The sequence below is a fragment of the Streptomyces sp. IBSNAI002 genome, assembly GCF_052244475.1.
In the GTDB taxonomy this organism is placed as follows: domain Bacteria; phylum Actinomycetota; class Actinomycetes; order Streptomycetales; family Streptomycetaceae; genus Streptomyces.
In genome coordinates, this window is sequence record NZ_JBQPXG010000002.1 from 5,741,260 (window position 1) to 5,760,510 (window position 19,251).

The 19,251-nt window shown below is 73.6% G+C and carries 20 protein-coding genes; 11 read left to right on the forward strand and 9 right to left on the reverse strand.

Annotated elements, in window-relative coordinates; translation table 11 throughout:
* Nucleotides 1–8 precede the first annotated feature (8 nt).
* Nucleotides 9–1,322: a styrene monooxygenase/indole monooxygenase family protein gene (locus tag ACTVZO_RS27785; RefSeq protein WP_443300947.1), complete on the forward strand. Its 1,314-nt coding sequence runs from the start codon at nt 9–11 to the stop codon at nt 1,320–1,322.
* Here the strand turns inward: ACTVZO_RS27785 and ACTVZO_RS27790 are convergent.
* From ACTVZO_RS27790 to ACTVZO_RS27800, 3 genes are all read right to left on the reverse strand, one after another.
* Nucleotides 1,220–2,473, reverse strand: a complete 1,254-nt coding sequence (locus tag ACTVZO_RS27790; protein WP_443300948.1) for an NlpC/P60 family protein — start codon at nt 2,471–2,473, stop codon at nt 1,220–1,222. The two genes, ACTVZO_RS27785 and ACTVZO_RS27790, sit on opposite strands and share 103 nt — an antisense overlap.
* A gap of 150 nt (nt 2,474–2,623) precedes the next feature.
* Complete coding sequence (locus ACTVZO_RS27795; protein ID WP_443300949.1) at nt 2,624–3,052, reverse strand: hypothetical protein; 429 nt, start codon at nt 3,050–3,052, stop codon at nt 2,624–2,626.
* Nucleotides 3,052–3,459, reverse strand: a complete 408-nt coding sequence (locus ACTVZO_RS27800) for a DUF6325 family protein (RefSeq protein WP_443300950.1) — start codon at nt 3,457–3,459, stop codon at nt 3,052–3,054. The genes ACTVZO_RS27795 and ACTVZO_RS27800 overlap by 1 nt, the downstream gene beginning before the upstream one ends.
* Before the next feature lie 95 nt (nt 3,460–3,554).
* Between ACTVZO_RS27800 and ACTVZO_RS27805 the strand changes: the two genes are divergently transcribed.
* The 3 genes from ACTVZO_RS27805 to nadE all read left to right on the forward strand — a co-directional run bounded on the left by ACTVZO_RS27805 (nt 3,555) and on the right by nadE (nt 7,460).
* Nucleotides 3,555–4,922, forward strand: a complete 1,368-nt coding sequence (locus ACTVZO_RS27805) for an FtsW/RodA/SpoVE family cell cycle protein (protein ID WP_443300951.1) — start codon at nt 3,555–3,557, stop codon at nt 4,920–4,922.
* A complete protein-coding gene (locus ACTVZO_RS27810; protein ID WP_443300952.1) occupies nt 4,919–6,379 on the forward strand; it encodes a penicillin-binding transpeptidase domain-containing protein in 1,461 nt (486 codons plus the stop codon). Before ACTVZO_RS27805 ends, ACTVZO_RS27810 begins: the two co-directional genes overlap by 4 nt.
* A 250-nt stretch (nt 6,380–6,629) precedes the next feature.
* On the forward strand, nt 6,630–7,460 hold the full coding sequence (gene nadE / locus ACTVZO_RS27815) for an ammonia-dependent NAD(+) synthetase (protein WP_443300953.1): 831 nt from the start codon (nt 6,630–6,632) through the stop codon (nt 7,458–7,460).
* A gap of 61 nt (nt 7,461–7,521) precedes the next feature.
* Here the strand turns inward: nadE and ACTVZO_RS27820 are convergent, their stop codons facing one another.
* Nucleotides 7,522–8,628, reverse strand: coding sequence for a ferritin-like domain-containing protein (locus ACTVZO_RS27820; protein WP_443300954.1), 1,107 nt, complete (start codon nt 8,626–8,628; stop codon nt 7,522–7,524).
* Between the two features lie 167 nt (nt 8,629–8,795).
* On the opposite strand from ACTVZO_RS27820, the gene ACTVZO_RS27825 reads away from it, so the two are divergent.
* Genes ACTVZO_RS27825 through ACTVZO_RS27835 form a run of 3 tightly spaced genes read left to right on the forward strand, consistent with a single transcriptional unit; the run spans nt 8,796 to nt 10,760 of the window.
* Nucleotides 8,796–9,725, forward strand: coding sequence for an AurF N-oxygenase family protein (locus tag ACTVZO_RS27825; RefSeq protein WP_443300955.1), 930 nt, complete (start codon nt 8,796–8,798; stop codon nt 9,723–9,725).
* A 41-nt stretch (nt 9,726–9,766) separates the two neighbouring features.
* The gene (locus ACTVZO_RS27830; protein WP_443300956.1) at nt 9,767–10,480 is read left to right on the forward strand and encodes a TetR/AcrR family transcriptional regulator; all 714 of its coding nucleotides are present in this window, start codon (nt 9,767–9,769) and stop codon (nt 10,478–10,480) included.
* 10 nt (nt 10,481–10,490) lie between these two features.
* A complete protein-coding gene (locus ACTVZO_RS27835; RefSeq protein WP_384220278.1) occupies nt 10,491–10,760 on the forward strand; it encodes a hypothetical protein in 270 nt (89 codons plus the stop codon).
* Between the two features lie 425 nt (nt 10,761–11,185).
* Here the strand turns inward: ACTVZO_RS27835 and ACTVZO_RS27840 are convergent, their stop codons facing one another.
* The 3 genes from ACTVZO_RS27840 to ACTVZO_RS27850 form a co-directional block, all read right to left on the reverse strand.
* Nucleotides 11,186–12,415, reverse strand: a complete 1,230-nt coding sequence (locus tag ACTVZO_RS27840; protein ID WP_443300957.1) for a histidine kinase dimerization/phospho-acceptor domain-containing protein — start codon at nt 12,413–12,415, stop codon at nt 11,186–11,188.
* The gene (locus ACTVZO_RS27845; RefSeq protein WP_443300958.1) at nt 12,412–13,326 is read right to left on the reverse strand and encodes a hypothetical protein; all 915 of its coding nucleotides are present in this window, start codon (nt 13,324–13,326) and stop codon (nt 12,412–12,414) included. Before ACTVZO_RS27845 ends, ACTVZO_RS27840 begins: the two co-directional genes overlap by 4 nt.
* A 163-nt stretch (nt 13,327–13,489) precedes the next feature.
* Nucleotides 13,490–14,122 carry a hypothetical protein gene (locus ACTVZO_RS27850; RefSeq protein WP_443300959.1) on the reverse strand — a complete coding sequence of 211 codons (633 nt, stop codon included), beginning with the start codon at nt 14,120–14,122 and terminating at the stop codon, nt 13,490–13,492.
* A gap of 196 nt (nt 14,123–14,318) precedes the next feature.
* Between ACTVZO_RS27850 and ACTVZO_RS27855 the strand changes: the two genes are divergently transcribed.
* Entirely contained in the window at nt 14,319–15,143 is an 825-nt protein-coding gene (locus tag ACTVZO_RS27855) for a nuclease-related domain-containing protein (protein ID WP_443300960.1), read from the forward strand.
* A gap of 109 nt (nt 15,144–15,252) precedes the next feature.
* Here ACTVZO_RS27855 and ku read toward each other — a convergent pair whose 3' ends face one another.
* Nucleotides 15,253–16,404: a non-homologous end joining protein Ku gene (gene ku / locus ACTVZO_RS27860; RefSeq protein ID WP_443300961.1), complete on the reverse strand. Its 1,152-nt coding sequence runs from the start codon at nt 16,402–16,404 to the stop codon at nt 15,253–15,255.
* A gap of 31 nt (nt 16,405–16,435) precedes the next feature.
* Here ku and ligD point away from each other — a divergent pair, with 31 nt between their 5' ends.
* A complete protein-coding gene (gene ligD, locus ACTVZO_RS27865) occupies nt 16,436–17,341 on the forward strand; it encodes a non-homologous end-joining DNA ligase (RefSeq protein ID WP_443300962.1) in 906 nt (301 codons plus the stop codon).
* Nucleotides 17,341–18,234 carry an ATP-dependent DNA ligase gene (locus ACTVZO_RS27870; protein ID WP_443303284.1) on the forward strand — a complete coding sequence of 298 codons (894 nt, stop codon included), beginning with the start codon at nt 17,341–17,343 and terminating at the stop codon, nt 18,232–18,234. The genes ligD and ACTVZO_RS27870 overlap by 1 nt, the downstream gene beginning before the upstream one ends.
* A 98-nt stretch (nt 18,235–18,332) precedes the next feature.
* Here the strand turns inward: ACTVZO_RS27870 and ACTVZO_RS27875 are convergent, their stop codons facing one another.
* The gene (locus ACTVZO_RS27875; RefSeq protein WP_443300963.1) at nt 18,333–18,728 is read right to left on the reverse strand and encodes a DUF6479 family protein; all 396 of its coding nucleotides are present in this window, start codon (nt 18,726–18,728) and stop codon (nt 18,333–18,335) included.
* 181 nt (nt 18,729–18,909) lie between these two features.
* Between ACTVZO_RS27875 and ACTVZO_RS27880 the strand changes: the two genes are divergently transcribed.
* Nucleotides 18,910–19,236 carry a plasmid stabilization protein gene (locus ACTVZO_RS27880; RefSeq protein WP_443300964.1) on the forward strand — a complete coding sequence of 109 codons (327 nt, stop codon included), beginning with the start codon at nt 18,910–18,912 and terminating at the stop codon, nt 19,234–19,236.
* Nucleotides 19,237–19,251 lie beyond the last annotated feature (15 nt).

Here is a 19,251-nt window from a genome sequence, read left to right on the forward strand (position 1 = left end):
CGTGAGAAATGCGCAGGATACTTGTCGTGGGAGCCGGGCAGTCCGGTCTCCAGCTCGCCCTCGGACTCCAGGCGAAGGGGTACGAGGTCACCCTCATGTCCAACCGGACGGCGGACGAGATCCGCACCGGGCGGGTGATGTCCACGCAGTGCATGTTCGACTCGGCGCTCCGGCACGAACGTGACCTCCAGCTCAACTTCTGGGAGCGGCAGGCCCCGAAGATCGAGGGCCTCGGCGTCTCGGTGGCGGGCCCCGACACCAGCCGCGCCGTCGACTGGCTCGGCCGCCTCAAGGGGTACGCGCAGTCCGTCGACCAGCGCGTGAAGATGGCCGGCTGGCTCGACACCTTCGCGCAGCGCGGCGGACAGCTGGTCATCCACGGTGCCTCGGTCGCCGACCTCGACTTCTTCTCCCGTACGTACGACCTGGTGCTGGTGGCCGCGGGCAAGGGCGAGCTGGTGTCCATGTTCGGGCGGGACGCGGCCCGTTCCCCGTACGACGCCCCGCAGCGCGCACTGGCCGTCTCCTACGTGCACGGGCTCGGCCCGCGCCCGGAGCACCCGGAGACCGAGGCCGTGCGCTGCAACCTGGTCCCGGGCGTCGGCGAGCTCTTCGTGATGCCGACCCTCACCACCTCGGGCCGGGCGGACATCCTGTTCTGGGAGGGCGTGCCGGGCGGGCCGCTGGACGTGTTCCAGGGCGTGAAGGACCCGGCGGACCACCTCGCCATCACGCTGGGGCTGATGGAGAAGTTCACGCCGTGGGAGCACGCGCGTGCCACGGAGGTCGAGCTGGCGGACGCGGGCGCCACCCTCGCCGGCCGCTACGCGCCGGTGGTCCGCAACCCCATCGGGCGGCTGCCGGGCGGCGGGCTGGTGCTGGGGGTCGCGGACGTGGTCGTCGCCAACGATCCGATCACCGGGCAGGGCTCGAACTCGGCGGCCAAGTGCGCGGCCTCGTACCTGTCGTCGATCCTGATGCACGGGGACAAGCCGTTCGACGCGGCGTGGATGAAGGCGACGTTCGACAGGTTCTGGTTCACCACGGGCAAGCCGGCGACCCAGTGGACGAACGCGATGCTGGGGGTCCCGCCGGAGCACGTACTGAACCTGATCGGGGCGGCCGGGCAGCTCCAGCCGGTGGCGGATCGATTCGCCAACGGCTTCGACCACCCGGCCGACTTCGACGCGTACTTCTACGACCCGGAGGACGCGGCAGACTACTTGGAGTCGGTGGCGGCGTCGGTGACGGCATCGGCTTCGGCTTCGGCCTCGGAGGCGGGGGCCGCCTCCTCGGACGCCGGGGCCTCCTCGGCGGAGTAGCCGCTGTCGTCCCCGGCCGCGGCGGCCTCGGGCAGCGGCGGAGGGGTGAACTCCGCCAGCGGCGTGCCGTCGGGGTCCGGGCGTACGGCGCCGAGGAGCGGGTTCGCGGCGATCGGCGAGACCTTGACCTTGGCGCCGGGGCGCGGCGCCTGGATCACCTTGCCGCCCCCGATGTACAGGCCCACGTGTGTGGCCTTGGGGAAGTAGACCACCAGATCCCCGGGCCGCAGCCGGTCCAGCGGGACCTTCGGCAGCGTGGCCCACTGCTCCTGGCTGGTCCGCGGGATCGTGCGGCCGGCGTGCGCCCAGGCCTGCGAGGTCAGCCCGGAGCAGTCGAAGGATCCCGGCCCCTCGGCGCCCCACACGTACGGCTTGCCGATCTGGGCCGCCGCGTACCTGAGGGCCGCGCCACCGGCGGCCGTGGGCGTACCGGTGCGGGTGGGGAGCCGGCCGGAGTCCACCAGCTCGCGCTGCGCGCCGGCGGTGTTCGCCGCCTCGCGCGCGCCGAGCTGCGCGAGTTGCTCGGGGGTCAGGGCGGCGAGCGTCCGTTCGACCTCCTTCAGCTGCGTCGCGACCTCCTCCTTGTGCCGCTTCTGCCGCGCGGCCAGCGTCTGCTGCGAGTCCAGCGCCTGGCGGGCGCGGGTGGCGAGGGCGCCGGCCTCCCGCTCGCCGCGCCTGAGCCGCTCCAGTACGGCGGCCTGCCGGGCGCCCTCGCGGGCGGTGATGCGCCGCTGGTCCAGGGCCGCCTGGGGGTTGCCGGCGAGCAGCATCCGGGCGTAGGGGGAGATGCCGCGGCCGCCCTGGTACTGCTCGCGGGCCAGCCGCCCGAGCAGCGACTTCTCGTCACCCAGGGCGGTACGGGCCCTGCCGAACTCGGCGGTGAGCCGCTGCTCCTCGTTCTGCCGGATCTTGAGGGCGACCTCGGTGGCGTTGAACGCCTCGGTGGCCTCCTCGGCCTTCTGGTACAGGCCTTGCAGCCGGGTGAGCAGCACGCCGACGGACTCGCCGGATGCGGGGGGAGCGGACGGGGTAGCTGGTGCGCCGACCGCGCCGACGCCGGAGGCCTCGGGCTCGGCACCGGCCGTCGGGACGGGGCCGACGGCGACGAGCACCGCGGCGATACAGGCGGCACGAAGCAGCCGATGGGACATGGGATCACCTCCGAGGCGCCCGATGCTGCCACGCCCGGTATGACAAATCGCCCAACGGAGTCGGCGGGCCGAATCCGACTCACCCGGTTGGGGGCCTGCTCCCGCCGCCCTCGCCCTGCTCCCGCCGTCGTGGCACTGCCCCCGCCGACGTCAGCCCCGCAGCAGCCGGGCCTTGGCCGCCGTGAACTCCTCCGGGGTGAGCAGGCCCTCTCGGGCCAGGGCCGCGAGGGCGGCGAGGTCCGCGGCCAGGCCCGCCGGAGGCGTGGGGCCGGGATGCGGGGGTTCCTCGGGGGAGCCGGGGTCCGGCGGCCACGGCTGGTCCTCGTGCTCCGGCTCCGGTTCGCCCTCCGGCTCCCACTCCACGCGCCCCGGGTCCTGCTCCGCCGCGACGACCGCCCGCCCCAGCAGCCCCGGCGGCGGCCCGTCCACCGGCCCGTCCACCGGCCCGTCCACCGGCCCGGCCGACCCCGCCGCGCCCTCCGCCGGCCCCGCCGCCCGCGCCAGCAGCCCCCGCAGCAGCGGGCGGCCCGCCGGGCGGTCCGCCGCGCGGACCGTCACTCCCACCGGCCGGATGAACATCACGCCGCCCCCGTCCGGGTGTCCGCCGGGATCCGGTCCGGCGGGATGCGGACCGAGCCCACGATCCGGCCGCCCGCCGTGCGTACGGCGATCGCCGCGTCCTCGGCCCACACGTGCTCGACCAGGAGGAGCAGCGCGCAGCTGCCGCGCTCCAGCAGCCGCGCCGCCTCCTGTACGTCCTCCGGTCCGATCAGCCGCGCCACGTCCCGGCCCGTCAGGAGGCCCCGCAGCTCCACGAACTCGTCGAACTCCGCGGCGAGGACCTCGCCCGAGGCCGTCCGCGTCGCGACGAGCCCGTCGATCAGCCGGACCACCCCGGTCTTGCGCAGCCCCATCACCGCCTCGACGGCCGGCACCCGCAGCTGCTCCTCCGGGAAGGCGAGGACGATGAACTCCACAGGTCCCATAGGGCTCGGCTCCTGGTTCCGACCGTTTATGACGACTCTTCGGCACACTATGACATAAGCGGACATAGCATCCGTTCGCTTGCTACGTTTCGCCTATGACCGCTCTGACGGCACAGGTGGCGGAGCCCGCGCCGCCCCCACCGCCCGGCGCCGGCGCCCCCAAGCGCCGCGGTGTCGAGCTGACGCTCCTCGTCGGCGCCGTCCTGATCTCCGTACTCGGCCACCTCTACGTCGGCCTCGCCACCACCGGGCGCATCCCCCCGGCCGCCGCCCACTACGCCGCGGGCCTGGCCTGCGCCGCCCTGTTCGCGCACCTCGCCGTCCGGCTCCGCGCCCCGTACGCCGACCCCCTCGTGCTGCCGATCGCCGTCCTGCTCAACGGCCTCGGCCTGGTCCTCATCCAGCGCCTCGACGCGACCACCCCCGGCCACCTCGCCGCCGGGGACCAGCTGCGCTGGTCCGGTCTCGGGGTGGCGCTGTTCGTCCTCGTCGTCGTGGCGCTGCGCGACCACCGGGTCCTCCAGCGGTACGCGTACCTGTCCGTCACCGTCGCCCTGGCGCTGATGCTCGTCCCCGTCTTCTTCCCGGCGGTCAACGGCGCCCACATCTGGATCCGCTTCGCCGGACTCTCGTTCCAGCCCGGCGAGTTCGCCAAGATCCTGCTCGCCGTCTTCTTCGCCTCCTACCTCGCCGCGAACCGCACCGCCCTCGCGCTCACCGGCCGGCGGCTCTTCTGGAAGCTGCGGCTCCTGCCCGGCCGCGTCCTCGGCCCGATCCTCGCGATCTGGGCGCTGAGCGTCGGCGTGCTCGTCCTGGAACGGGACCTCGGGACCTCGCTGCTGTTCTTCGGACTGTTCGTGATCATGCTGTTCACGGCCACCGGACGGATCGGCTGGATCGCCATCGGCCTCGTCCTGGCCGGGGTGGGCGCCTACGCGGTCGGAACCTTCGAACCGCACGTGAACAGCCGCGTCGACGACTGGCTGAATCCTTTCGCCTCCATCGAGCGCGGCGAAGGCCCCGGCCAGCTCGCCCAGTCCCTCTTCGCGTTCGGCGCCGGCGGCCTGCTCGGTGCCGGGCTCGGCCACGGCCAGTCCTTCCTCATCGGCTTCGCCGCCAATTCGGACTTCATCCTCGCCACCGCCGGCGAGGAACTCGGCTTCGTCGGCCTCGCCGCGATCCTGCTGCTCTACGGGCTGCTCGTCGCCCGCGGCTTCCGCGCCGGGCTGGCCCTGCGCGACCCCTTCGGCCGCCTGCTCGCCACCGGCCTCGCCTCGATCGTCGCGCTCCAGGTGTTCGTCATCGCGGGCGGCGTCACCGGGCTGATCCCGCTGACCGGCATGGCCATGCCCTTCCTCGCCCAGGGCGGCTCCTCCGTCGTCACCAACTGGATCATCGTCGCCCTGCTGGTCCGGCTCGGCGACAGCGCCCGCAGCCCCGCACCGCAGGAGCCCCCCGAGTGATCCGCTACATCCGCTGGTGCGCGTACTTCTGCGCCCTGCTCCTCGTCGCCCTGCTGGTCAACATCGCCCGCGTACAGGTCTGGGAGTCCGCCGCCTACGGCGCAAACCCGGCCAACAAGCGCCCCGCCATCGAGCGCTACGCACAGCCGCGCGGGGACATCCTGGTCGACGGGCGTCCCGTCACCGGTTCCCGGGACAGCGGCCAACTCCTGCGCTACGAGCGGACCTACGCCAACGGCCCGCTGTACGCGCCCGTCACCGGCTTCTCCTCCCAGACGTACGGGACCAGCTTCGTCGAGCGTGCCGAGGACGCCGTCCTCGCGGGCACGGACCCCGGGCTCTCGGCCTTCCCCCTCTGGTACGACCTGACGCGCGGCCGCCCCGACGGCGGGAACGCGGCCACCACCGTCCGGGCCGGCGTGCAGCTGGCCGCGTACGCCGGGCTCGCGGGCAAACGGGGCGCGGTGGCCGCCGTCGAGCCGGCCACCGGGAAGATCCTCGCGCTGGTCAGCAGCCCCTCGTACGACCCGTCCGCGCTCTCCGGCACGGGGAGCCGGGTCAAGGGGGAGTGGGCGCGGCTGAACGCGGACCCCGCCCGGCCGATGCTCAACCGGGCGCTGCGCGAGACCTACCCGCCCGGCTCCACCTTCAAGATCGTGACGGCGGCGGCCGCCCTCGACGCGGGCGTGGTCACCGATGTGGACGCGCCCACCGACACCCCCGACCCCTACCCGCTGCCCGGCACCCGCACCCTGCTGCCGAACGCGGGCACCGGCTGCCAGGACGCCTCCATGGCGGAGGCGGTGCAGTGGTCCTGCAACACGGTGATGGCGAAGATCGGGGTGCGGGTCGGGCTGCGCGGCATGGTGGAGGCGGCGGAACGGTTCGGGTTCAACCGCGACGGGCTGCGGGTGCCCTCGTGGGTGTCGCGTTCGAACTTCGACACCGACATGAGCCAGGACCAGCTCGCCCTGTCCGCGATCGGCCAGTTCAACACCCGGGCCACACCGCTTCAGATGGCGATGGTGGCGGCCGCGGTCGCCAACGGCGGGGAGCTCACGTCCCCCTACCTGGTGGACCGGACCACGCAGGGCGACGGATCGCCCGTGCGGCGCGGCGACCGGCGCAGCCTGGGCCGCGCCATGAACCCGGCCACCGCGCTGCGGATGCAGGAGCTGATGGTGAAGGTGGTGGAGGACGGGACGGGGAAGAACGCGGCGATCCCGGGCGCGGTGGTCGGCGGGAAGACCGGCACCGCCCAGCACGGGGTCGGCAACGCGGGGACCCCGTACGCCTGGTTCATCTCCTGGGCCAAGGCCGAGGGTGCGCCCCTGCCGGCCGTCGCCGTCGCGGTGGTGGTCGAGGACGCGGCGGCGGACCGCGGCGACATCAGCGGCAACCTGGCCGCGGCGCCGATCGCCCGCGCGGTGATGGAGGCGGCGCTGTCGGCGCGGTGACCTGCCCGGGCCGGGGGACGCGCGGCGGGCCGCGGGGGTGCGGGCAGCACGGGGCCCAGAGGCCGAGAGCCCAGGGGCCGAGAGCCCAGGGGCCGAGAGCCCAGGGGCCGAGAGCCCAGGGGCCGAGAGCCCAGGGGCCGAGAGCCCAGAGGCCAAGGCCGCAGGGGCCGCGCCGTCCGGGGGCCGGGGCGTCGACTAGGGTCGTGGGAGCAGCGAACCGCGTACCCACGCACGACCCCGAGGAGCAGCCGTGAGCGAGCCTGCGTCCACCGCACTCCAGCAGCAGATCGCCCGGGAACTCCTGGTGAGCGAGAGCTTCGACGCGGAGCACGAGATCGAGCGCCGGGTGGCTTTCCTCACCGAGCGGCTCACCTCGACCGGGCTGCGCTCCCTGGTCCTCGGCATCAGCGGCGGCGTGGACTCCACCACCGCCGGGCGGCTGTGCCAACTCGCCGTGGAGCGGGCCCGCGCGGCCGGGCACGAGGCCGCCTTCTACGCGATGCGGCTGCCCTACGGGGTCCAGGCCGACGAGAAGGACGCCCAGCTCGCCCTCTCCTTCATCCGCGCGGACCACGTCCTGACCGTCGACGTGAAGCCCGCGAGCGACGCCGCCCTCGAGGCCTCGCTCGCCGCCGGAGTGGCCTTCCGCGACGACCACCACCAGGACTTCGTGCAGGGCAACGTCAAGGCCCGCCAGCGCATGATCGCCCAGTACACCGTCGCGGGCGCGCACGACGGCCTGGTCGTCGGCACCGACCACGCCGCCGAGGCGGTCTCCGGCTTCTTCACCAAGTTCGGCGACGGCGCCGCCGACCTCGTCCCGCTCACCGGCCTGACCAAGCGCCGGGTGCGCGCCGTCGCGGACGCCCTGGGCGCCCCCGCCGAGCTCGTGTGGAAGATCCCGACGGCCGACCTGGAGACCCTGGACCCGGGCAAGGCAGACGAGGACGCGCTCGGCGTCACGTACGACGACATCGACGACTTCCTGGAGGGCAAGCCGGTCGACGGCCTGGCCTTCGAGACCATCGCCCGCCGCTACCGGCTCACCGAGCACAAGCGGCAGCTCCCGATCGCACCGTAGCGCCCGCCCGGGGCCGCGCCGCCGGACCTCAGGCGTCCGCCCGGGGCCGCGCCGCCGGGCCTCAGACGTCCGCCCCGTCGGAGATCGCGGCGCGGACCTCCGCCACCCGCTCCGACTCCTCGGCCGCGAACCGTTCGCGGTCGAGGGCCTCGGCGATCTCCTCGTCCTGGCGCATCAGCAGGTCGAGGTTGGAGTCGCCCATCTCGAAGACGCCCATCTCCAGGTACGCCTTCTGCAGCCGCTCGCCCCACAGCCCGATGTCCTTCACGCACGGCACGATCCGGCTGAAGAGCAGCCTGCGGAACAGGGCCAGGAACTCCGACTGCTCGCTGAACTGCTCGGCCTCCTTCTTCGGGATGCCGAAGTTCTCCAGCACCTCCACCCCGCGCAGCCGGTCCCGCATCAGGTAGCAGCCCTCGATCACGAACTCCTCGCGCTCGCGCAGCTCGGCGTCCGTCAGCTGCCTGTAGTAGTCGCGCAGCGCCATCCGCCCGAACGCCACGTGCCGGGCCTCGTCCTGCATCACGTACGCGAGGATCTGCTTCGGGAGCGGCTTGTCGGTCGTGTCGCGGATCATCCCGAACGCGGCCAGCGCCAGCCCCTCGATGAGCACCTGCATGCCCAGGTACGGCATGTCCCAGCGGGAGTCGCGCAGCGTGTCGCCCAGCAGCCCCTGGAGGCTGTCGTTGATCGGGTACAGCATCCCGACCTTCTCGTGCAGGAAGCGCCCGAAGATCTCCGCGTGCCGGGCCTCGTCCATGGTCTGGGTGGCGGAGTAGAACTTCGCGTCCAGGTCCGGCACGGACTCCACGATCCGCGCCGCGCACACCATCGCCCCCTGCTCGCCGTGCAGGAACTGGCTGAACTGCCAGGAGGAGTAGTGCCGGCGCAGCTCGCCCTTGTCCCGCTCGGTGAGCTTGGCCCAGTGCCGCGTCCCGTACAGCGTCAGCACCTCGTCCGGGGTGCCCAGCGCGTCGTACGGGTCCACCTCGGTGTCCCAGTCGATGCGCTTGGCGCCGTCCCACTGCTTGTCCTTGCCCTTCTGGTAGAGCGCGAGGAGGCGTTCGCGGCCTTCGTCGTACTCCCAGCTGAAGCGGGCCGAGCCGGAGGAGGGGATCTGCCAGACGCCCTCGCCCGGGTCCTTGGTGTAGAGCTCGTGCGTCGACACTGACGCCCCCTTTGTCACCTACTGCCGTGCAGGACCGGTCAGTTGGCAGCGTCACACGTTGGTAGACGCGCGGTCAACAAGTCGTGCGCGAGGGATTGACGACCTTGCTGACAAGCAGTCTCATAACCAGTGACCGCCGGTAACTCGACGACGAGGTGTCCGAAGCCATGACGACCGTGACCGATCGAGCCGCGCTGAGGGACGCCCTCGGCCTGCTCAAGGACCGCGAGCAGATCGCCGAGCGGCTGCTCGAATCCTCCGCCAAGCACTCCTTCGACCCCGACAAGGAACTCGACTGGGACGCCCCGGTGATCGAGGGCAAGTACTTCTGGCCACCGGAGCTGCTCTCCCTCTACGACACCCCGCTCTGGAAGAAGATGGGGGAGGAGCAGCGCATCGACCTCTCCCGCCACGAAGCCGCCGCGCTCGGCTCCCTCGGCATCTGGTTCGAGATCATCCTCATGCAGCTGATGGTCCGGCACATCTACGACAAGTCCCTGACCAGCAACCACGTGCGCTACGCCCTCACCGAGATCGCCGACGAGTGCCGCCACTCGATGATGTTCGCCCGCATGATCCAGAAGTCCGGCACCCCCGCCTACCCGGTCTCCCGCGTCAACCACAACCTCGCCCGCGTCCTCAAGACGATCTCCACCACCCCCGGTTCCTTCGCCTGCACCCTCCTCGGTGAGGAGATCCTCGACTGGATGCAGCGCCTGACCTTCCCGGACGAGCGCGTCCAGCCGCTGGTCCGCGGGGTCACCCGGATCCACGTCATCGAGGAGGCCCGGCACGTCCGGTACGCCCGCGAGGAACTGCGCCGCCAGATGCTGACGGCCCCGCGCTGGGAGCAGGAGCTCACCCGCGTCAGCTGCGGCGAGGCCGCCCGCGTCTTCTCCCTCGCCTTCGTCAACCCGGCCGTGTACGAGAACATCGGCCTCGACCGCCGCGAAGCCGTCGCCCAGGTCAAGGCGAGCGGCCACCGGCGCGAGGTCATGCAGACCGGCGCCAAGCGGCTCACCGACTTCCTCGACGACATCGGCGTGCTGCGCGGCGTCGGCCGCAGGCTGTGGAAGAGCTCGGGCCTCCTGGCCTGACGCCGTGCCCCGGCCCGAGGGGCGTCGTCTACTCTGCGGGCATGACCGCACGCGCGTACCGCAGGCTGAGCGTCGAGGAGCGGCGGGCCCAACTCCTCGACGCCGCCCTGTCGCTGTTCGCGCACCGCGCGCCGGAGGAGATCTCGCTCGACGACGTGGCCGAGGCGGCCGGGGTCTCGCGCCCGCTCGTCTACCGCTACTTCCCGGGTGGCAAGCAGCAGCTCTACGAGGCCGCCCTGCGCTCCGCGGCCGACCTCCTCGAGCTCTGCTTCGCGGAACCGCAGCAGGGCCCGCTCACCCAGCGCCTCAGCCGCGCCCTCGACCGCTACCTGGCCTTCGTCGACGAGCACGACACCGGCTTCGCCGCGCTCCTCCAGGGCGGCAGCGTCGTGGAGACCTCCCGCACCACGGCCACGGTCGACGGCATCCGCCGGGCCGCCGCCGAACAGATCCTCTTCCACCTCGGGGTCCCCGCCCCCGGCCCCCGCCTGCGCATGATGGTCCGTACGTGGATCACCGCTGTCGAGGCGGCCTCCCTGATCTGGATCGACGAGGGCAAGCAGCCGGAGGTCGACACCCTCCGCGACTGGCTCGTCGACCAGTTCATCGCCCTGCTCACCGCCACCGCCGCCACTGACCCGGAAACCGAGGCCGCCGCCCGCGCCGCCCTCGCCCTGGAATCGGCGGACGGCCCGGTCGGGGTGCTGGCCCGGCGCGTGATCCCGGTGGTCTCCGAGGCCGCCCACCTCCTGTGACACTGGTGGGGTGAGAAGCGAACCGACCCCCTTCGAGGGCGGCCCGATGGACGGCCGGGTCCTCCCGATCCTCCTCGGCCCGACCGGCCACCCCCCGAAGTGGTACGAGATCCCGGTCCCGGCCCCGGACGGAGCCAAGCCGACGGTGCTCCTCTACGAACGCGTCCCGGCGGGCTACTCAAAACGCCTGGGCCTCCAGAAGGGCTGGAAGTACCGCCACGTCCCGACGGGCACGAAACCAAAACCCCGCTGGCCCTGGACCAAACCCCCACGCCCCTGAAACGCACCCACCCACACCCCCGAAACGGACCCACCCACACCCCCCGAAACGCGTGGGGGGTTGGAACTCCCGAAGCCGGCGGGGGCCGGGGACGGGGTGGGGTGCTGTCCGGGACGTAAAGCGTGATCCGTGGGCGCAGCCCGAACCCGCACGCTCCGAAGCCCCACCCAAGGCGCCACACGTCACGCGGTCCCGGACGGCGCCCCACCCCGGCCCCGGCCCCACCAAACCGCAGCCCAGCCAGGCCCGCCCCGCCCCACCCGGGCCGACGCGAGCCACCAAGCCCGGATCCCGCAGCCCCGATCCCGCCGGCCCCGGCCCCGGCCCCGGCCCCGGCAGGAGGCCAAACCCCAGCCGGAGCCCAAGCCAAGCCCCCGCCCAGCCGACGCCAGTCACCCCGCCGACGCCGGCAACCCGTCACCCCGTCACCCCGGAAGGCTCAGCACCGCCAACGCCCCGCCCCCCTCAGCCGCACGGAACTCCAGCCGCGCCCCGATCACCTCCGCCTGCCCCACCGCGATCGTCAGCCCCAGCCCGTGCCCCTTGCCCCCGCTGCGGAACCGCTGCGGACCGTGCGCCGGCAGGTAGTCGGGGAACCCGTCGCCGTGGTCCCGTACGGTCACCACCGGCCCGTCCACGGTCAGCACCACCGGCGCCCGCCCGTGCTTGTGCGCGTTGGCCACCAGATTGCCCAGCACCCGCTCCAGCCGCCGCCGGTCCGTCTCCACGTGCGCGTCCCGGACCACGACGACCTCCGTGTCCGTCCCGGACGCCCGCACCACGCGCCCCGCCAGCCGCCCCAGCTGGTGCAGGTCCGTCTCCACCACCTCGCTGCCCGAGTCCAGCCGCGAGATCTCCAGCAGGTCCTCCGTCAGCTGCCGCATCGTCCGTACCCGCTCCCGCACCAGCTCCGTCGGGCGCCCCTCCGGCAGCAGCTCCGACGCCGCGTGCAGGCCGGTCAGCGGCGTGCGCAGCTCGTGCGCCACGTCCGCCGTGAACCGCCGCTCGCTCTCCAGCTTCGCCTGCAGGCTCCCGGCCATCGTGTCCAGCGCCCCGGCCACCGTGGCCACCTCGTCCTGGTGCCGCGAGGGATCCTTCGTGCGCGGATCGCCCACGCGCGCGTCGAGGTCGCCCTGCGTGATCCGCCGCGCCACCGTCGCCGTCTGGTGCAGCCGCCGTGTCACGCGGGTCACCGCGAAGGCGCCGACCAGCAGCGTTCCGCCGATCGCCAGGACGGATGACCCGATGATCGCGTTGTCCAGCCCGCTGATCGTGCGCGCGCTCTGCTCGTAGTCGATGGCGGTGGCCAGGGCCCGCCCGTCCGCCGGAGCCGCCGCCCACATCGTCGGGCGGCCCCGGTATTCGCCGACGACCGTCCCGCGCTGCCCGCTCACGGCGAGCGCCCGCAGCCGAGGCGGCAGCCCCAGGGGGTCCAGCGCCGAATCCGGCGGCAGGGCCTCGCCCGCCTCGTACGCGCGGGAGGCGTCGCTCAGCTTGCCGAGCGCCTTCTCGCGCGCCGTGGCCACGGTCTGCCGGGTCACCTCCACGTGCACCAGCACACCCAGCGCCGCCGCCAGCGCACAGCACATCACCACGATGAAACACGCGGACTTCCAGGTCAGCGTGGCGGTCCAGGCGGGCAGCCGGGGTCTCACGGCGCGCCCGGGCTGCCGGGCGCGCCCGAGGTCTTCGACCGGGGGCCGGTGCCGGGCCCGCTGCCGGTGCCCTCGCCGGGCCCGTCCCCGCCGCCCGTGCCACGGCCCGCACCGGAACCGCCGCCACCGGAACCGCCGCCACCGGGACCGCCCGCACCGGGACCGCTTCCGCCGGCCTTGCCGCGGCCGGGATTGGCAGGGCCCTGCGGATTGCCCGGCACCCGTACGATCTGCTCGCGCGTCGGCAGCATGGTCAGCTGCTTCTCGTCCCAGGACCAGGCGGTGATCAGCTCGTAGCCGTTGTTCCCGCTGGGCGCCCGCAGGACCACGTCCCGCCCGGCCAGGTCCACGTTGATGACGGTCTGCGTCGTCGCCATGATGCGGTTGAGGCGGCCGTCGGCGTCCGCCGTGTACACCCGTACCGACATCATCTTGTCCGGGTACTCGATGCCGACGATGAGCTCGTCCTTGCCGTTGCCCGTCAGGTCCCGGTAGTACGGCGTCAGCACCGGACACTCCCCGGGCTCCGCGCCCTCCTTGCCGCAGTCCCTGATCGCGGCGGCGGTCTCGGCGGGCATCCCGTCCGGGCCGACGTCGGTCTTCGGATGGGCCCGCAGCTCCGCCTGCACCAGGGCCACCGGGTCCACGCCGTGCACGTCCTGGCCCTGGACGGGCGCGATTCCCCTCACGTACTCCGGCGGAGCCCCGCCCGGATCGGCCGGCGGTACGACCGCGCCCTGGCGGTCGGGCCACAGGTGCACGGGCCCGCTCACCGTCGGCGTCGAACCCGCGCCGACGAGCCCGCCGGCGTCGCCGCACCCCGCCAGCAGGGGCAGCGCCGCGAGCAGGCCGGTCAGTACGAGCGCCTGCGGGAGGCGGGCCGCTGCCGGGCGGAAGGGAAACGTTTTCACAGAGCCCAGCGTCCTCCATGTCCGCAGCGGTGCGACCTTCGGGTCCCGTCAACCATATGCGGAGGTTTGCCCGGCACGCTCACGGCTTTCCCGCGGGCTCCGGCGGTGCTGGGGCGGGTCGGGGGCGGGACCGGGGCGGCATCCGGCGGCGTGCCGCCGGACGTCAGCTCTCGGTCCGCCCGCGCCGCAGCATCGCGAAGCCGAGCCCGGCCGCGCCGATGGCCGCGATGCCGCCGCCCGCCGCGAGCAGGAAGACGCCCTCGCCCGGCCCGTCGGCCAGCGTGTCCAGGCGCAGCGACCCGGCCGGGCCGGTGGCCGCGGTCCGGCCCCCGTCGGCCGCCGCCTTCGGCGCCGAAGCGGGGACGACCTGCCCGGTGCGGGTGCCGGTCTTGTGACCGTCGCCGGCCACGGCGTGGGCCTGCCCCTGCGCGGGGGCGTCGGTGCCGACCCAGGACGTCAGCCGCCCGTCGGACTCCAGCGCGGCGTGCAGGTCCCCGGCCCCGCCGAAGCCGGTGATGCCGTCGCGGCTCGTCAGGGTGGTGGCCTTGTGGCCCCCGGCGGTCAGGATGTCGGCGTGGTACGCGCCCGCTGCGGTGCGGTAGACGTTCGCGGTGGAGGTGCCGTCCGCGAGGCTGAGGCTCTTGACCAGCGTGGCCTGCGGCGCCGCGGAGTGCGCGGACGAGACCGCGGGGACGCCTTCGGCGAGGGCGGCGGCGGTGGGCAGCGCCAGCAGGCTTCCGGCGCATGCGGTCACGGCGGCGGCGCGAACGAGAGTGCGGCGGCTGACGGTGCTCACGGGAAACCCTTCGTACGGGTCGGTGCGGGCAGGCCCTGGTCGGTCCTGATGGGGACAAACCTAGGCGTCGGCCGTTGCGGCCGAGCCCCGTTCTTGTAACAGCGACGTCGCAGGGTCACGTCGGAGTCGTTACACGGCGGGGGGATTGCCGAGCGGCGCCCCGGCTGCTCCCATGGACGACGGGGGGTGAGGGCCCATGAAGGGACTCAGGGTGATGCCCGGTGGCCGGGCGGGCCGGCGCCGGTTGTATGTCAATCTGCCCGACGGCCGCGCGGTGGCCTGGTACGACCGGCAGGCGAACCGGATCAGCGTCCTCGCGGACGACCACCGCGAGGCGATCCTCACGGCGTTGCGCCCCTACCTGAGCGGCGCGGTCTCGATCGGGCCGCCACCCGTCCCCACCGCCGCCGACCTGGCCGGCCTGGCCCTTCCGCCGGATGCCGATCTGGCCCCGAACCGCCCCGGCGAGATCCTGCTGGGCGAGCTGGAACACGGCCCGTCGGGGACCAGGGCCCGCCAGCGCCTGCGCCAGTACCTGGCCGCCCAGCAGCGGATGGGCGACACCTTCGACGCCCTGGAGGCGGACGGCTGGCGGACCCTGCACTGCGTCCCGGTCCCCGGCCTCGGCCGCATCGACCACCTGCTCATCGGCCCGCCGGGGATCTTCTGCATCCGTACCGTCCCGGGCCGCCGCCAGCGCGCCGTCGCCGGGGACCTCCTCCTCACGGTCGGCCGCACGGCCCCCAGCCCGGACCCCCGCTGGACCCGCCGCGCGGCAGCCCGCGCCACCCTGGCCCTGACCGCCCAGGTCACCCCGGCCGTGGCCGTGGTCGACGCCTCCCGCGTAGAGGTGGCCCCCACCCTCCGCGACGTCCGCATCCTCCAGCCCACCACGGCCACGACAGACCTCACGTCCGCCCCGCCGTCCCTCAAACCCACGGACATCACAGCCCTGTTCACCCTGGCCCGAGACACCCGAACCTGGCTACCGCCCGCCACTCGCCCCGCTGCCGGCGTTTGAGGCGCCGGGTCTGGGGCGGAGCCCCGGTGTCGGTAAGGGGCGGGTGGGCGAAAGCGCCCGCAGGCCCGGTCCTCGTCCCGGTGCCCGGTGCCCGGTGCCCGGTGCCGCCTCAGGCCGAGGTGCGTTTGCGGGCCGGTGCGGCCTTCTTCGTCGCGCCGGTCGCCGTCGCGGTCTTCTTCGCCGAGGCCGAAGCCGGCTTGGTGCCCCTCGACGTCGACTTGGCGGCCGCCGTAGTCGACTTGGCGGTCTTCGCCGTCGACTTGGCCGTCCCCGCAGTCTTCTTCGTCGTGCCCGACGCGGTCTTCTTCGCCGATGCCGCCGTCGACTTCTTCCCGCCCACCGCCTTCGGTGCGGCCGCCGTCTGGGCCTTGGCCCGGCTCCCGCTCGCCGTCGTCTTCCGCCGCCCGCGGATCGGCGTCACCTCGGCCCCGGCCCCGGCCTCCGCTTCCGCGCCGGTATCGGCATCCGCATCGGCCGCCTCCCCCCGCGAGGCCTTCGCCGCCTTCACGCTCTTCTCCAGCGCCGCCATCAGGTCGATCACCTGCCCGCCGGCCGGCTCCACCACCGCCTCCGTCGGCTCGAACGCCCCGCCCGCCTTCGCCGCGATCATCGCCTCCACGGCCTCCCGGTAGTCGTCGTGCAGCGACGACAGCTCGACCTCGCCCAACGTCGCCATCAGGGCGTCCGCCAGGTCGAGTTCGGCGTCCCGTACGCTCACGTCCGCCTCCGGCGCCACCCCCTCCGGCGCCCGGATCTCGTCCGGCCACAACAGCCCGTGCATCGCGATCACGTCGTCCACGACCCGCAGCATGCCCAGCCGCTCCCGGCCCCGCAGCGCGTACTTCGCGATGGCGACCTTCCGGCTCCGCTTCAGCGCCTCCCGCAGCAGGGTGTACGGCTTCGCCGCCGTGGCTCCGTTCGCCGCGAGGTAGTACGCCGCGTCCATCTGCAGCGGATCGATCTCGTCCGCCGGTACGAACGACATGATCTCGATCGTCCTCGCGGTCGCGATCGGCAGCTGCGCCAGATCCTCGTCCGTGATCGGGATGATCGACCCGTCCGCCTCCTCGTACCCCTTGCCGATCTCGGCGCTCGGCACCTCCTCGCCGTCCAGCTCGCACACCTTGCGGTAGCGGATCCGCCCGCCGTCGCCGAGGTGGATCTGACGGAAGGAGATCGAGTGGCTCTCGGTGGCGTTCACGAGCTTGATCGGAATGCTGACCAAGCCGAAGGAGATCGCCCCGTTCCAAATGGATCGCACGGTTCCTCCTGATTCGTGGCAATCTCATCGTATGACGCCGATCACACTGGTGGAGGGCCGTCGCATCTCGCTGAGCAATCTCGACAAGGTGCTCTACCCCGAGACCGGCTTCACCAAGGGCGAGGTCCTGCACTACTACGCCACCGTCGCGCGCCCCCTCCTCGCCCACATCCACGACCGCCCGGTGTCCTTCCTGCGCTATCCCGACGGCCCCGACGGCCAGCTCTTCTTCACCAAGAACCCGCCGCCCGGCGCACCCGACTGGGTGAAGACCACCCCCGTGCCCCGCTCCGAGGACCTCTCCGCCGAGCAGGTGGTCGTCGCCGACCTGGCCACCCTCATGTGGTCCGCCAACCTCGTCGTCGAATTCCACACCCCCCAGTGGCCCGCCGGCAGCCCCGCCGTCGCCGACCGCCTCGTCCTCGACCTCGACCCCGGCGCGCCCGCCTCCGTCGTCGAGTGCTGCGCCGCCGCCCTGTGGCTGCGCGACCGGCTCGCCGCCGACGGCCTGCACGCGTACGCCAAGACCTCCGGCTCCAAGGGCATGCACCTGGCCGTGCCCCTGGAGCCGACTCCCTCCGAGCAGGTGTCGGCGTACGCGAAGCTGCTCGCCCAGGAGGCCGAGCGCGAGCTCCCCGACCTGGTCGTCCACCGCATGGCCAAGGCGCTGCGCCCCGGCAAGGTCTTCGTCGACCACAGCCAGAACGCCGCCGCCAAGACCACCGCCGCGCCCTACACCCTGCGCGCCCGGGCCCGTCAGACCGTGTCCGCCCCGGTGTCCTGGGAGGAGGTCGAGGCCTGCCGGCGCCCTTCCGACCTGGTCTTCCTCGCCGACGACATCCCGCCGAGGCTGGAGCGCGACGGGGACCTGTTCGGTCCGCTGACCGACCCCGACCGGGCCGGCCGGCTGCCGGGGACGCGAGGAGCCCGGCCGTGATCCGCGTCGCGCTGGCCACGGCCGTACGGACCCTCCCGCGCGGGGCGGGCCTGGCGTACGAGCCGAAGTTCGACGGCCACCGCCTGGTCATCGTGCGCTCGGAGGCCGACGTGGTGCTCCAGGCACGCTCCGGCCGGATCGTGACCAGCGCCTTCCCCGATCTGGAAGCGGCCGCGCGGCGGTTGCCCGCCGGTACGGTCCTCGACGGCGAGGTGGTGGTCTGGCACGCGGGCCGGACCGACTTCGCGCTGGTGCAGCGCCGGGCGGCGGCCACGGCCGCGCGGGCCGCCGTACTGGCGCAGACGCTGCCGGCCTCGTACGCCGCCTTCGACGTGCTGGAACTGGCCGGGCTGGACCTGCGCGGGCGCGCGTACGAGCGCCGCAGGGCCCTGCTGGTGGACCTCCTGCTGCCGCTCGGCCCGCCGCTGCAGCCGGTGCCGATGACCACGGACCCGGAGCTCGCGGCCACCTGGTACGAGACCCTGCCCGCCAGCGGCATCGAGGGCCTGGTCGTCAAACGGCTGGACCAGACCTACCCGGCCGGCCGGCGCGGCTGGCAGAAGCTGCGGCACACGGACGTGCGCGACGCGGCGGTGGTCGGCTACACGGGAACCCCGCGCCGCCCGCTGGCCCTGGTGCTGGTCCTGCCGGTCGGGGACGAGACCCCGCTGGTGTCGAGCCCGCTGACGGCGGCGCTGCGCGCGGAGGTGGCGGAGGCGGTGGCGGTGGCGGGAGCGACGGGGGGAGCGACGGGGGTGACGGCGACGGTCACCGCGATCGGGCTCGGCGAGGTGCCGTTCCGGCCGCTGGACCCGCCCCTGACGGCGGAGGTCCGGCACGCCTCGGCCCGGCACCCGCCGCCGGAGGTGCTGCGGCTGCGGACAGACCTCTGACCCGACGCGGGAGGCGCGGGCCAGAGGTCAGAGGCTAGAGGTCAGGGGCCAGGCGCCATGTGATCAGGGCCAGGCGAGACCCGGATGACACGGCCGGCCTAGCTGTGCGCGCCGCGCCCCGAGTCCGGGGGAGCCCCGGGCTGCGGATGCGGACCCGGCCCCTCCACGGGCTGGTGGGTGGCCTCGCGCGCCTTGCGGACCTCGTCCGGGTGGCTGGAGGTGGTGGAGCCGAAGTTCCCGTAGCCCTGCATCTCGTGCGGCCTCAGACCGCCCTCGGGGATCTCGACGTGCTCCCGCTCCTCGCGGACCTCGTAGACGGCTCCGCCGTCCGGCAGGTGGGGATGGCTCTCCGCGGTGGGCGGCGGCGGCTCCTTCGCCCGGACCCGCTGCCCCAGCCTGAAGCCGGCGAGCAGGAAGCCCGCGACGATAATCCCGACCACCAGGAACCAGGCGATGTCGGTCAGGGTGGAGTCCACGCTCAGGATCGTGTCCATGGGACCCAGTTTCCCGCACTTCACGGCGGTATGCGCAGTTCTGGCAGGGATACCTTGCGCCATCCGGGGTACGCGCCAGGGACAGCCGAAGCGGCCCGAAGAGGGCCCCGGCCGGGAAATCGACCGGGCCGGGAACGCGACCCGGCCGAGAAAGCGACCCCAGCCGAGAAGGAGGCCCGCCATGCCCCGCGGATCTTCCCCCAAGCGCGAACGGCAGTACGAGCACATCAAGGAGGGCCTGGAGCAGCGCGGCGAGCCGGCGGAGAAGGCCAAGGAGATCGCCGCCCGGACGGTCAACAAGGAACGCGCACGGGCCGGCGAGTCCGAGACCGCCAGCAAGGAGTCCCTCCAGGACATGTCCTCGTCCCGCCGCGGGGGCCTGCACTCCCACTCCGGCGCGCAGGGCCCCACGTACGACCAGCTCTACGCGGAAGCCCGGCGCCGCAACGTCCACGGCCGCTCGGACATGAACAAGGCGCAGCTCAAGCGGGCGCTGGGCGAGAGCTGACCCGGCCCCGCAACC